The sequence below is a fragment of the Tangfeifania diversioriginum genome (assembly GCF_900141875.1).
GTDB lineage: Bacteria > Bacteroidota > Bacteroidia > Bacteroidales > Prolixibacteraceae > Tangfeifania > Tangfeifania diversioriginum.
The window spans coordinates 96911-109507 of record NZ_FQZE01000002.1 but is presented as its reverse complement, the minus strand read 5'-3'; the positions used below and the strand labels follow the sequence as shown (position 1 = coordinate 109507).

Sequence of the window (12597 nt, the reverse complement as noted above, 5' to 3'; positions counted from 1 at the left end):
AATTCATAGTACTTGGTATTGCATGGTATTAGTTTTTATCATTATATTTGTATAGCAAATAACAAGGTAAAAAAAAGTACAATCTTAAAAAAAGTTCTATAAAAAGTGTAACGAAATTAAAAACGCAACGTCTTAAAGTTGAAAAACGAGTTAAAACAGAAAAAAACAATAATTAAAACAAACAGGAGACAAAGTCATGAAAACAACAAACAATGTTCAGAAAGCAAACTTGAAATCAGCAGTAGCAGCAGTAACTTTAATGTTAGCAATGGTAGTATCAACCAGCATTTTTGCAGCAGAAACCAACATGAACTCACTCAATGCCTTTTTGGCAGAAGAAACTGAAGAGTCGCTCGAAATGGAAGCATGGATGACCAATTCAAACAATTTTTACGCAACCACAAATTTGGAGGCTGAAACCGAAGAGTCACTTGAAATTGAAAACTGGATGGTTAGCGAAAACAATTTCTACGCAACCGTAACTTTTGAAGCAGAAACAGAAGAAGCTCTGGAAGTAGAAAACTGGATGACCGCTGAGAGCAATTTCTACAACACAGTTTCTCTGGAACCCGAAACGGAGAAAGCACTGGAAGTTGAAAGCTGGATGAAATCCGACACCCTTTTTGAAACTCAAAAACTGGCAGAAGTAAAAGAAATTAAAAAAGAAGAAAAATCGAAAAAAGCTTACGGTTCACGTTATGGTGAAAACAAATTTGGAAGAAGGGCTTTTATAATGATTGAAGAAGACGAGCCGAAATTGAAACTGGAACAATGGATGCTGGACTACAAATACTGGAACGGAAAATAGAAAACTGAAACAAAAAAGCCACGAAAAGAAAACAATGAAAACAAAAAAGCCGGCGATTGCCGGCTTTTTTTTGTCAGTATAAATCGCTCAACAACCTGTGTTCTTTTATCAGCCTGAGCAAATATTCATCAGCCTGGAAATCAGACAGACCACCTTCTGTGGCAATAATTTTTTTAATCGTTTTTTTTACGTCCTCTCCCATGGTGCGCTTATTCCCACACAAATAAATAATGGCGCCTTCGCGGTCAATCCACTTAAAAAATTCACTGCTGTTTTCAAGCAATGCGTGCTGTACATATTTTTTTTCTGACTGGTCGCGTGAAAACGTCAAATCCATTTTTGTAAGCAACCCCGATTGGTGAAAATAAATCATTTCGTCTCGATAGAGAAAATCCCCGTCAGCATGCCTGCCTCCAAAAAAGAGCCAGTTTTTACCTTTCGCTCCTTTGTGCTCACGTTCCTGCAAAAAACCCCGAAAAGGGGCAATTCCCGTTCCTGCGGCAATCATAATAACAGGTGTGTTACCATCTTCCGGCAAGCGGAATATTTCATTGGGCTCCCGAAAAACCGGAACTGCATCTCCTACTTCAACTCTCTCATCCAGATAAACTGAGCAAACTCCTTTGTGGTTCCTTTCGTTCAAATTATATTCCACCACTCCGGCCGTTAAATGAAGCTCATCGGGGTAAACCAAAGGACTGGATGCAACAGAATAAAGACGGGGAGTTAATTTTCGCAGCACCGAAAGCAAACTGGTGGGAGAAACATCCCCCGGAAATTGAGACAACAAATCCAACACATCGTGATTTCCACAAAATTCATTCAGTTTATTCTCGCTGGCAACCAACTCAGTCAACTTATCATTATTTACAAGTTCGGCATACTTTTTCACTACCAGCGGCGTAACCACCGTAATTTCAAAATCATTCACCAGCGCTTCTTTCAGAAGTTTTGTTTTGCCGTCAACTTTCACAGGATGCGTGCCATCAAAACGAAGTTTTCTTAAAAACTTATCGACGAACAGCATGGAGTTAGTCGTGTAAACCCCGAATGAATCACCCGGGAAAAAGTCTGTTCCGAAACCTTTCATGGAAAGCGAAAAATGCCATATTTTTTTGTCGTAACCGGGGGCGGTCAGCAACTGTTTATCAGTTACAGTAGCGTAAAAAGCATTTTCCTCATCCAGCTCGCGTTTGTTAATTTCAAACGCAAAACCTTTTTTCTGTTGTTTTTCCTTTTTGGGCAGAATTTTTTCGAATGCCAACACCGCATCGGCCACCCAGTCTTTGGCATTTTCTTCATAATCGATGTCGCACTCCACCAAAGGACTTACTTCATTGGCCCCCAGTTCAAGAAGCCGTTCTCTGAAATCCCTTCCGGTTTTGCAGAAATCTTTGTAACTGCTGTCGCCCAGGGCCAGCACACTGAATTTCACGCCTTTCATCGACGGCACCTGGCTGCTGTGAATGAAATTATAAAAATCTTCCACCACGGCTGGCGGATCGCCGTCGCCATGGGTGCTTACTGCAATGAGCAGGTTTTTTACCTCCCCTATTTTTTCATGCACAAACGTTTTCATATCGTGTAACCGGCAGTCCAGTCCCAGATACAGGGCATATTCCCAGGCCAATGTGGCTGCAGCTTTCGAGTTTCCGGTACGGCTGCCATAAATGATATGAAGTATTGAATCCGCATTAACTTTTTTATCAGACAGCCTGGTCGTTTCGGAGATATTTTGTACTGTTGCTTCCATATATTTTTCTTTCTTAAAATGAAATTAACCTACCAGCGATTCTGCCTTAACTTCTTCAAGCTGATTTATCCAGGTAGCTTTTTCATCGTACTCCATAAAAAATGGTTTAAACGTTTCGCGGTAATCGCGGTGCCGCACATACTGCATCATAAAATACTTTTTGCCGTCGGCCGGATTTTCCACAACGCCCATAATGTGCGCTTTCCCTTTGGCGGCTGACATAACCGGGCCGGTTACCGTTTTGGCAAAACTGCCGGTTTCTTTTATGGCTTTCTGGAAAATACGAAACACTTCTGCCAGCGGAATTTCAAAATAGTTGTACGGTCCGGTTTCCCGCTCAATAAACATGTAGTAAGGAATCAATCCCAGGCTGATTTGCATTTTCCACATGCGCGCCCAGGCCTCGCTGCTGTTGTTAATATGATTGAGTATTGGGGCCTGCGTACGGATTTCGGCACCGGTTTGCCGGATATTGTAAATCGCTTTCTGCACAATTTCATTATCAAACTCGTTGGGATGGTTGAAATGGGCCATAAATGCCAGGTGGAATCCGCTGTCAACGGTGCGTTTCATCATGTCGAGCATTTCCTGGCCTTCGTCGCTGAACTCGGGCAAAAACGCAAAAGGCCAGTACGTAAGCGACTTGGTACCAAAGCGGATATTTTTAAGGTTGGGCAGGTTAGCTTCCTTCAGCGCATCAACATATTTTGAAATGGTGGCCGGATCCATTATCAGTGGATCGCCACCGGTGAAAAGAATTTCATTAATCTGCGGATTCCGGCGGATGTATTCAATGGCCACCTCAATTTCGCGCATGGAAAATTTCATGTCGAGTTCTTTTACAAACTGCGGCCACCGGAAACAAAAGGTGCAGTGCGCGTGGCAGGTTTGCCCCTGGCTGGGGAAAAACAAAACAATATCGCGGTATTTATGCTGCATCCCTTTCAGCTCTTCCCCGTCCAATACCGGAACGTTTGTCATCTGCTGCGCCGGGTGTGGATTCATCTCCATCCTTATATCCATTATCATTTTGTCAATTTCAGCCTGTGGCCGATTGGAACGAATCGCTTGTTCAAGCATCTGATAACGCTCGGGCCGCAGCATATTTTTATTCGGAAAATTTAAAATATAAACCGGATCGTCGGCGTAATTTTCCCAGTCAATCAGGTAGTCAACCACATAATTGTTAGTTTTAAACGGAATAACCCGCGAAACAATGTCAATTTCTTTTTTGGTCTCTTCAGGTACATATTTCATGTATTCTATCTCCCTGAAGTTTTTGGCATTAAAAGTTAAAAACCTCATAATATCTTTTTTTATTGAAAAAAATTGCTTTTCAAAATCGAAATGCCCGTGAAATTACCAATAAAATGGAAGACTACAAAGTTTATTTAGACTAAATCAAGACAACTTACAATGAAATCAGCGTAAATTTTTAAAGGGGAAAAGAATAATTTACAATTTCAAAATCAGGTTTTGGGATACTCGTTATGAATATCAGTAAGCACCTCAAAACCCGTTTCGGTAACCAGCACGGTATGTTCAAACTGGGCCGACAATTTGTTATCGATAGTGCGGGCCGTCCAGCCGTCTGATTCATCGAGTGAAGTGGTTGGCCTTCCCTGGTTAATCATGGGCTCAATCGTGAAAATCATTCCGGGTTTCATTTTAGGCCCTTTATTGCGGCGCGAAGTGTGATCCACCTGCGGCTCTTCATGAAACTGCAATCCAACGCCGTGCCCGCAATACTCATACACCACGCTGAATCCTTTTGCTTTAGCGTAGCGACTAATCACAAAACCGATATTGCCAAACTGGTTTCCGGGCTTCACCTGCTGAATGCCTAAATCGAGACAGTGTTTGGTTACGTCAACCAGTTTTTCGGCCTGCGGAGAAATATTGCCAACCGTAAACATGCGCGAGGTGTCGCCGTAATATCCGTCCAAAATGGTTGTGATATCGATGTTTAAAATGTCACCTTCCTTCAAAACCATATTTTCCGACGGAATGCCATGGCAAACAATTTCATTGGGCGAAATACAGCTCGATTTGGGAAAACCGTTGTACCCTTTTGTGGCCGGCACTGCATTGTGTTCCACAATGAATTCCTCAATTTTATTATCTATAAATTCAGTATGAACACCTGCTTTTACAAACTGCGCTGCAAAGTCGAGTGTTTCGGCGGCCAGACGGCTGCTCCTGCGAATTCCCTCAATTTGTTCCGGGTTTTTTATATTAATTCCACCCATAACTTGTTTTAAAATTTTGTGCAAAATTGGTTAAATCCAATTGTATTTCAAAATCGAACAATAAATTTGCAGAAAAGTTTTGGAGAAGTTGGAAGAGAGAAGTCAGAAGACCGAAGACGGAAGTTGGAAGTCGGAAGATGAAAGCCCGGAACCAAAAACCAGTAATAAGTAACGAGAAACGAGCAACAAGTAAAATGAAACACAAACAGCATCTTTCCACCAAATCCTATTTTATTAACCGGTTCGGGAAACTGTCCACACCGTATATATTTTTCCAGATGCAGGAAATTGCATGGGAACATGCCAACCTTTTGGGATTTGGCTACGAACAACTAAAAGAAAACAGTCAATTTTGGGTGCTGTCGCGCCTGCAGGTAAAAATTGACCGCCGCCCATTGTGGACCGAGGATTTTACGCTGGAAACATGGTCGCGCGGCACCGACGGTTTTTTTGGTTACCGCGATTACATTTTTGCAGATGAAAAAGGCAACAGCATCATTCAGGCCACCAGCAGCTGGCTGGTTTTGGACACCGACTCCAAAAGAATTGTGCGATTAAATAATTTCGAGGAATTCCCCGAATACAACGAAAGCGTGTTTGGCACCAACGCCCCAAAGGTAAAATCACCCAAATCGGAAGAACCGCTCGATTTTTCACCGGTGCGTTTTAACGAAATCGACATCAACCAGCATTTTAACAGCGGACGTTACCTGGAACGCATTATCGACAGTTACGCGTTCGATTTTCACGAGAAAAATGAACTCGTGGAGTTTGAAGTCAACTTTTTAAAAGAAGGAATGCCCACCGACCGGCTGGCCGTAAAAAAACAGGAACTTGATGCATCCAATCATCTATGCAGTATAGTTCGCGAAAATGATGGGGTTGAGCTGATCCGGGCAAAATTGGTTTGGCAGGAACGGTAATTAAAAAAGACTGTCATTCTCACGAACACGGGAATCTGCTTCTCCTACCCGTCAAGCGGATCAAACCGCTGGACGGATAAGCTCACAGCAACTCAACAATCTTGTCGACCTTCTCCTCCATGGGCAAATGCCCGTCAACCCAGTGGATTTTAGTGCCGCGTTTTTCCATACCGCGGAACCAGATCATCTGTAAAGAATTCCTTTTTCTGCCTCAATTCCTGTAAAAAGTTAGACTTAAGAATGTTTAACTCCCATTTAAAAATCACTATATTTGTTTTATGAGCAAAAAGGGTCAAATACTTCAAAAGATTAAAACGGTGGTTGGCCGAAATGCGCCGAATGCAGAACTGTATTTATATGGATCGAGAGCACGTGGGAATTCAGATAAATTATCGGACTGGGATTTATTAATATTGCTAAATAGTTCAGATATATCTTTTGATTTTGAGTTAAAAATTATGGATGAACTATATGATATTGAGCTGGAAACCGGGGAAATAATTTCACCATTAATCTATTCAAAAAACGACTGGAATTCACACTATTCCATAACCCCGTTTTATGAAAATGTAAAAAATGAAGGAGTTCGAATAAAATGAAGGGCACAAAACAAGACCTGATAAAATACAGACTTGCCCGGGCAAAGGATACCCTCGACGATGCTCAGATTCTTGCTAAAAGAGAGAAATGGAATTCTACCATTAACAGATTGTATTACTCAGCCTATTATGCGGTAATGGCTCTGTTACTTACTTCTGACCTTAAACCAACGACCCATAACGGTGCAAAATACAATTTCTCAGAACACTTTATAAAAACCGGGAAAATCAAAAAAGAATTCGGCAAAATTTATTCTCAATTATTTACATGGAGACAGAAAGGAGATTACGATGATTTATTTGATTTTGATAAAGACAAAGTTTTACCCTATTTCCCTTCTGTAATTTCTCTTATTGAAGAAATTGAAAAGATGGTTGAAAAGTAACGCAAAAAGAGCCAGCTCCTTTCCATTTTCATCTGATGAATAATTTGCTCCCAAATAATTATAGCGCTTTCCACACCTTTCACTCCATGCTTTAAATATTGTCAGGTCTAAGGATGCTGACAAGTTTTTTCTTGCGATGCGAATTCCCTCCTGACAGCGTCGGCAGACCTGTCAGCGTAAACACAAACCACCCTCCAAGTGGATCGAACTGCTGCACGGATAAAACTAAAGCAGATCCATAATCTTCTCCACCTTCTCCTCCATCGGCAAATGCCCGTCAATCCAGTGGATTTTTGTACCACGTTTTTCCATGCCGCGGAACCAGGTCATTTGGCGTTTGGCAAACTGATGAATGGCAATTTCAAGCTGCCGGAACATTTCGTCGTACGACAATTCGCCGGTCAGGTGCAGTGTAAGGTATTTGTATTCCAACCCGTAATAAATCAATTGTTCCGGAGTTAATCCTGAATCCAGCAATTTTTTCACTTCGTCGATCATACCTTCTTCCAAACGCTGTTTCAGCCGTTCCGTAATTCGTTGCCGACGCGTATCGCGATCGAATTTTACGCCGACATTCAGACTTTGAATTTCAGGAAAGTACGTATCAACATCAGGATTTTCGCGGTAATACTTTTCAATCTCAATGGCGCGGATGGCCCGCCGGTCGGTTTCCACATCGGTTTTGTTGTGGAGTTCCGGTTTCAAATCTTTCAGAATTTGCGTAAGTTCCTCCAGCGACTTTCCTTCCAGCTCTTTTCGCAATTTCTTATTGGGAGGAACCTGGATGAGTTTGTAATTTTTCAGTACCGCTTCTAAGTACAACCCGCTGCCGCCGCACAAAACCGGCATTTTTTTACGTTCTTGAATTTCTTCAAAAACCCTGATAAAATCAGCCTGAAAACGATATACATTGTAGTGCACGCCCGGTTCCTCGATATCCACCAAATGTGATGGAATTTCCCGGCCATCCACAAAATAATCGTCGTAGTCTTTCCCGGTGCCCAAGTCCATTCCACGGTACACCTGCCGCGAATCGGCAGATATGATTTCTCCCTCAATTTTTGCAGCCAGGTTGGCTGCCAGCCCGGTTTTCCCTGTGGCTGTCGGGCCTAAAATGGTGACCAGGTTGTATGTTGAATCTTTTTTCTGCATCGTAAAATTAGGATTGAGCACAAAACTAAGAATATTAACTTCTCTATTGCTTCCTTTAATTCATGAAATATAAGGAATAACTGTTTTATAAAGTAACCTGTCTTTCTAAAATTTTAAGAATATAATTGATCTCCGAATCAGAAACTTGTGAATAAAGTATCTTTGAATAAAAACAAGTAAAATGATAAAAGAAACGTGTGTAGAAACTTTTGAAGAAGCGCAAAAAGCTGAACAGCAAGGTGCCAGTCGCATCGAGCTTTGTTCCGATTTGGCAAACGACGGACTGACGCCATCGCCGGAGTTGATGCAAAAAACATGTGCTGCGCTAAAAATCCCTGTAATGGTGATGATTCGCCCCCGGGCAGGAAATTTTATTCATACCGAAGATGAAATCGACCAAATGAAAACTGACATCGACCACGCAAAACAGGCAGGTGCAGCGGGCGCGGTTTTCGGATTGCTGACTGCGGACAATAAAATCGATATGGAGAATACACGGATATTGGCTGATTACGCACATCCGATGCCGGTAACATTTCATAAGGCCATTGACGAGTTGGAAAATCCGGTGGAAGGTGTGGAAGCACTGAAAAAAACCAGCGGCATTAAACGAATCCTGACCTCGGGCGGAAAACCAACTGCCAGAGAAGGACTGGAAACCCTGAGAAAAATGCTGCAAACTGCTGAAGGAAATCCCATCATCATGATTGCCGGAAAAGTGACCGATAAAAATGTGGAAGAATTGCAACAACTGACCGGCGCAACAGAATTTCACGGCCGGCGAATTGTAGGAAATGTTTCAGAATAAATGGGAAACGTTGTACAGACGCATAATTATGCGTCTCTAAATATCAAAAATCAATAAAAAATGAAAAAGTTAATTTTTATAATTCCCGTTCTTTTTGTGCTGATTTCGCAGGCACAGTACGAACACGAAGTAACCGGGTATGAGTGGCCGGAGGATGAAAAAGTACTGCAAAAACTGGAAGAGTGGCAGGATCTGAAATTCGGTTTGCTGATGCACTGGGGTTCCTACAGTCAGTGGGGAATTGTGGAATCGTGGAGCATTTGCCCCGAAGATTATGGCTGGTGCGAACGTAAAAAAGGTTCCAATCCCGATGATTATTTCACCTACAAAAAAGAGTACGAAAACCTGAAACTGTCGTTCAACCCGGTGAATTTCAATCCCGACAAATGGGCAGAAGCTGCGAGCGATGCCGGGATGAAATACGTAGTCTTCACTACCAAGCACCACGATGGATTTTGCATGTTCGACTCGAAATACACCGACTACAAAATCACTGACGAAGAGAGTCCGTTCAGCACCAATCCGCGCGCCAACGTGGCAAAAGAAATTTTCGACGCTTTCCGGGCAAAAGATATGTGGGCGGGCGCCTATTTTTCGAAACCCGACTGGAATCACGAAAATTACTGGGACCCGAAATTTCCGCCACTTGACAGGAACGTAAACTACGATCCGGAACTCTATCCTGAAAAGTGGGAAAAATACGTGGATTTCACCCACAACCAGATTATGGAGCTGATGACTGATTACGGAGACATCGACATTTTGTGGCTCGACGGTGGCTGGGTAGCCAAAAAACCTGCACCGATGCTCGAGGAGGCTTACGCTCATAAAGCCGAAGGTGTTTCTTCGGGATTCATTAAAAACCGGGTGGTGAATCAGGACATTCGCATGGATGAACTGGCCGCCAAAGCGCGCGAAAAACAACCCGGGCTGATTGTGGTTGACCGGGCAGTGCGCGGCCCCAACCAAAACTACCTGACACCTGAAAATCGCGTGCCCGAAACACAACTCCCCTACCCGTGGGAATCGTGTATTATTGCCGGCGGCGGCTGGTCGTGGGTGCCCAACCCGGAGTTTATGACACCGAAACAGGCCATCCACATGCTCGTGGACATTGTAGCCAAAGGTGGAAACCTCCTTTACAACATCGGGCCGGGACCTGACGGAACCTGGCCTCAGGGTGCCTATGAACTGCTGGCCGCCATGGGCGCCTGGATAAAAGTGAACGGTGAAGCCATTTATTCCACCCGCGCCATAGAGCCGTTTAAAACCGACAATATCTGCCTCACGCAGAAAAAAGATACCAAAGAAGTGTATGCCATTTACCTTGAACAAGGGCAAAGCGAGGGCCTCACTTCGAGTGAGCCCCTCGCTAATGGGTTGCCGGAATCATTCACCGTAAAAGGCATTTTTGCCGCCGACAATGCCAAACTCAGCATGCTTGGCGCCCGCGGCAACCTGAAATGGGAAAATACCGGTGAAGGCGTAAAAATTTTCATCCCGCGAAAAATCCGTAATAATTTACCCTGCGATTTGGCCTGGGCTGTTAAGATTTCGGAAGTGAAATGAGTTTCAACCAAGTCATACCCTCACTCGAAGTGAGAGTATGACTAAACTATATCAAAAACCCTTAGGGTTTGTTTTTTCGATGACGGAAATGTTTGGAGTCTCCCCATTCGCCCTTACCAATTTCAAAACCGACATCGATAATATTTGATTTCAGTTCATTAAGTGATTCAACAGAGTTTTCAAGAAGTACAGGTTTGTCTTCGTACAAAAAATATTCTTTCCTGTAATCACATGGTGTTAAATTTGGCATAATTATGTTGGCTCCAACCTTCAAGGCTTTTTTCCTTCCATTGGGGTCAATGGCTTCTAACGCCGTAGCTGCCGCAATGTTGATGTCGGGCATCAGCAGGCGCAAGGCAGCAATCATGTTCAGTGCCAATTCAAACCTTTCCTGCTTGGTTTGGAGAAAATAGCGGTGTGCAAAAAGGGGGGTGTGTTCATGTTCGATGTAGGGGCCCATTCCACACATGTCGATGTCCATTTTTTTGAAAAAGAGAAGGTCGCCGGCCAAATCATCCAGTGTTTGAAACGGCAGACCAATCATCACGCCTGTCCCCACCTGGTAGCCGGTTTCGCGCAAAAACTGCAGCGCTTCCACCCGTTTTTCAAAAGAGTGAGCGGGCGTGTCCGGATGAATTTTGTAGTACAGTTCGCGGTTCGATGCCTCGATGCGCAACAGGTAACGGTGCGCGCCACTCTCGAACCAACGGCGATACGTTTCAAGGGTTTGTTCGCCACAACTCAGTGTAATGCCCAGTTCGTTGTTCGAAAGCTGCTTTATCTTTTTCAGCAGATTATCCACGCGCTTTACAAACGCAGGCGACGACAGTTCGCCCGACTGCAGTACCACCGAGCCAAAACGGTTTTCCCACGCAAACCGGCAAGAATCGAGGATTTCATCGTCGGTGGCTTTGTAGCGCACCACTTTTTCATTGCTTTTGCGTATGCCGCAGTACAAGCAATCTTTTGAGCAGATATTCGAAAACTCAACCAGTCCGCGGAAATAAACGTTGGAACCCACCACGGCATTTTTCACCTCCGCTGCTTTCTTCCACAAAGCCTGACGTTCTTCTCCTTTCAGACTCAGCAAAAACGCCAGCTCCTCGTGGGCAAATTCAGTTTTTGATAAAAGGTTGCTCAATTCCATGAACCCAAAAATAGTTACTTTCAGCAGGATTTTTATGATGGAGCAATTTAATATTTTACAAAATACCATTCAGAATAACCATAAGAAAATCTCCCGCTGATTTCGCAGATTTTAGCAGAAAAGTAATAAATCAGCGTTCATCTGCGAAATCTGCGGGATTCCAGTTAATTTAAATGAACATAAACCAAAAACATTCGTTTCAAAAAGTAAAAAAACCAATAATCAAATTTTATGAAAAGAATCAGTTTACTGCTTGTCAATACCATCACACTGATTTTTGCACTAATTATGAATTCGCTGCAGGGAAGCCAGCTTTTTAGCGGGACTACAGTGGGCGAAGTCAGTGCGAAATACGAAACACTTTTTACCCCGGCTGGTTATGCATTTGCCATTTGGGGCATCATTTATTTAATGCTGATTGCTTTTGTAGCTTACCAGTGGTTTGCCTGGTTCAATCGAAAAGAAGATCGGGAGTTTAAACAAGCCGGCTGGTGGTTTGCGCTTGGAAATATGGCCAACGGATTTTGGATAGTCGCCTGGCTCAACGAACAAATGGGACTTTCCGTGTTGCTGATACTGGTTTTGCTGCTTTCACTCATCATGCTGACCATCCGCCTGCGGCTCGAAATTTGGGTTGCGTCCGTGCGGAAAATTGCTTTTGTTTGGTGGCCCATTTGTATTTACCTGGGCTGGATTATTGTTGCCACCGTGGCCAATATTTCGGTATTCCTGGTAAGCACTGGCTGGCAAGGCGGATTTATTTCAGCAGAAGTATGGGCAATTATTATGATTGTTGCAGCCACTCTAATTTATCTCTTTTTGATAAAAACCCGAAATATGCGCGAAGCAGCGGTGGTTGGAATCTGGGCGCTGATAGCCATTGCCATGAAACAGTGGCAAATCAATCAGGAAATTGTAATTGCAGCACTTGCAGCTTCTGCCATTTTGTTTATTGCGATATCGATTCACGGTTTTAAAAACAGAAAAACATCGCCGTTTGAAAAATTGAAGCGCGGGGAAATTTAACCATTTTCGTGACATATTCATTTTGCCACTCACATAGTGATGCCTTCGGCGCAAGACACTAAAACACAAAATTTCACAAAAAAATTTTCCGGAAATTTAGAAATCATTCCCGTTTCCCACGGTAAAATAAACAAATACTTAAAATATTTATTTCTTTCACGCAACCAATTCCGGTCT

Annotated in this window: 12 protein-coding genes; 7 read left to right on the top strand and 5 right to left on the bottom strand. The window is 43.2% G+C overall.

Annotation, left to right across the window (positions count from 1 at the left end):
• Nucleotides 1-196 precede the first annotated feature (196 nt).
• Nucleotides 197-808 carry a hypothetical protein gene (locus tag BUC07_RS01695; RefSeq protein WP_073164618.1) on the top strand — a complete coding sequence of 204 codons (612 nt, stop codon included), beginning with the start codon at nt 197-199 and terminating at the stop codon, nt 806-808.
• A gap of 73 nt (nt 809-881) precedes the next feature.
• On the opposite strand, the gene BUC07_RS01690 is transcribed toward BUC07_RS01695, so the two are convergent.
• The 3 genes from BUC07_RS01690 to map all read right to left on the bottom strand — a co-directional run bounded on the left by BUC07_RS01690 (nt 882) and on the right by map (nt 4810).
• Nucleotides 882-2561, bottom strand: coding sequence for a diflavin oxidoreductase (locus BUC07_RS01690; protein WP_073164615.1), 1680 nt, complete (start codon nt 2559-2561; stop codon nt 882-884).
• A gap of 24 nt (nt 2562-2585) precedes the next feature.
• A complete protein-coding gene (locus tag BUC07_RS01685; protein WP_073164612.1) occupies nt 2586-3866 on the bottom strand; it encodes a KamA family radical SAM protein in 1281 nt (426 codons plus the stop codon).
• A 164-nt stretch (nt 3867-4030) separates the two neighbouring features.
• Nucleotides 4031-4810: a type I methionyl aminopeptidase gene (gene map / locus BUC07_RS01680; protein WP_073164610.1), complete on the bottom strand. Its 780-nt coding sequence runs from the start codon at nt 4808-4810 to the stop codon at nt 4031-4033.
• Nucleotides 4811-5004: 194 nt separating this feature from the next.
• Here map and BUC07_RS01675 point away from each other — a divergent pair, with 194 nt between their 5' ends.
• The 3 genes from BUC07_RS01675 (at nt 5005) to BUC07_RS01665 (ending at nt 6718) form a co-directional block, all read left to right on the top strand.
• On the top strand, nt 5005-5733 hold the full coding sequence (locus tag BUC07_RS01675; RefSeq protein ID WP_175552443.1) for an acyl-[acyl-carrier-protein] thioesterase: 729 nt from the start codon (nt 5005-5007) through the stop codon (nt 5731-5733).
• A 278-nt stretch (nt 5734-6011) separates the two neighbouring features.
• Nucleotides 6012-6332, top strand: a complete 321-nt coding sequence (locus tag BUC07_RS21400) for a nucleotidyltransferase domain-containing protein (RefSeq protein WP_073164604.1) — start codon at nt 6012-6014, stop codon at nt 6330-6332.
• The gene (locus BUC07_RS01665; protein WP_073164601.1) at nt 6329-6718 is read left to right on the top strand and encodes a HEPN domain-containing protein; all 390 of its coding nucleotides are present in this window, start codon (nt 6329-6331) and stop codon (nt 6716-6718) included. Before BUC07_RS21400 ends, BUC07_RS01665 begins: the two co-directional genes overlap by 4 nt.
• 225 nt (nt 6719-6943) lie before the next feature.
• Here the strand turns inward: BUC07_RS01665 and miaA are convergent, their stop codons facing one another.
• Nucleotides 6944-7870, bottom strand: coding sequence for a tRNA (adenosine(37)-N6)-dimethylallyltransferase MiaA (miaA, locus tag BUC07_RS01660; RefSeq protein WP_073164598.1), 927 nt, complete (start codon nt 7868-7870; stop codon nt 6944-6946).
• 181 nt (nt 7871-8051) lie between these two features.
• On the opposite strand from miaA, the gene BUC07_RS01655 reads away from it, so the two are divergent.
• Together BUC07_RS01655 and BUC07_RS01650 are read left to right on the top strand one after the other, a co-directional pair.
• Nucleotides 8052-8678 carry a copper homeostasis protein CutC gene (locus BUC07_RS01655; RefSeq protein ID WP_073164595.1) on the top strand — a complete coding sequence of 209 codons (627 nt, stop codon included), beginning with the start codon at nt 8052-8054 and terminating at the stop codon, nt 8676-8678.
• A gap of 60 nt (nt 8679-8738) precedes the next feature.
• On the top strand, nt 8739-10247 hold the full coding sequence (locus tag BUC07_RS01650) for an alpha-L-fucosidase (RefSeq protein ID WP_073164592.1): 1509 nt from the start codon (nt 8739-8741) through the stop codon (nt 10245-10247).
• A 61-nt stretch (nt 10248-10308) separates the two neighbouring features.
• On the opposite strand, the gene hydE is transcribed toward BUC07_RS01650, so the two are convergent.
• The gene (gene hydE / locus BUC07_RS01645) at nt 10309-11394 is read right to left on the bottom strand and encodes a [FeFe] hydrogenase H-cluster radical SAM maturase HydE (RefSeq protein WP_073164988.1); all 1086 of its coding nucleotides are present in this window, start codon (nt 11392-11394) and stop codon (nt 10309-10311) included.
• Between the two features lie 231 nt (nt 11395-11625).
• Between hydE and BUC07_RS01640 the strand changes: the two genes are divergently transcribed.
• A complete protein-coding gene (locus BUC07_RS01640; protein WP_073164590.1) occupies nt 11626-12420 on the top strand; it encodes a hypothetical protein in 795 nt (264 codons plus the stop codon).
• The last annotated feature ends 177 nt before the right edge of the window (nt 12421-12597 follow it).

Bases quoted from the DNA above. Each gene is read 5' to 3' on its own strand.
- BUC07_RS01695 (WP_073164618.1), top strand. From the start codon at position 197: ATGAAAACAACAAACAATGTTCAGAAAGCAAACTTGAAATCAGCAGTA.
- BUC07_RS01690 (WP_073164615.1), bottom strand. From the start codon at position 2,561: ATGGAAGCAACAGTACAAAATATCTCCGAAACGACCAGGCTGTCTGAT.
- BUC07_RS01685 (WP_073164612.1), bottom strand. From the start codon at position 3,866: ATGAGGTTTTTAACTTTTAATGCCAAAAACTTCAGGGAGATAGAATAC.
- map (WP_073164610.1), bottom strand. From the start codon at position 4,810: ATGGGTGGAATTAATATAAAAAACCCGGAACAAATTGAGGGAATTCGC.
- BUC07_RS01675 (WP_175552443.1), top strand. From the start codon at position 5,005: ATGAAACACAAACAGCATCTTTCCACCAAATCCTATTTTATTAACCGG.
- BUC07_RS21400 (WP_073164604.1), top strand. From the start codon at position 6,012: ATGAGCAAAAAGGGTCAAATACTTCAAAAGATTAAAACGGTGGTTGGC.
- BUC07_RS01665 (WP_073164601.1), top strand. From the start codon at position 6,329: ATGAAGGGCACAAAACAAGACCTGATAAAATACAGACTTGCCCGGGCA.
- miaA (WP_073164598.1), bottom strand. From the start codon at position 7,870: ATGCAGAAAAAAGATTCAACATACAACCTGGTCACCATTTTAGGCCCG.
- BUC07_RS01655 (WP_073164595.1), top strand. From the start codon at position 8,052: ATGATAAAAGAAACGTGTGTAGAAACTTTTGAAGAAGCGCAAAAAGCT.
- BUC07_RS01650 (WP_073164592.1), top strand. From the start codon at position 8,739: ATGAAAAAGTTAATTTTTATAATTCCCGTTCTTTTTGTGCTGATTTCG.
- hydE (WP_073164988.1), bottom strand. From the start codon at position 11,394: ATGGAATTGAGCAACCTTTTATCAAAAACTGAATTTGCCCACGAGGAG.
- BUC07_RS01640 (WP_073164590.1), top strand. From the start codon at position 11,626: ATGAAAAGAATCAGTTTACTGCTTGTCAATACCATCACACTGATTTTT.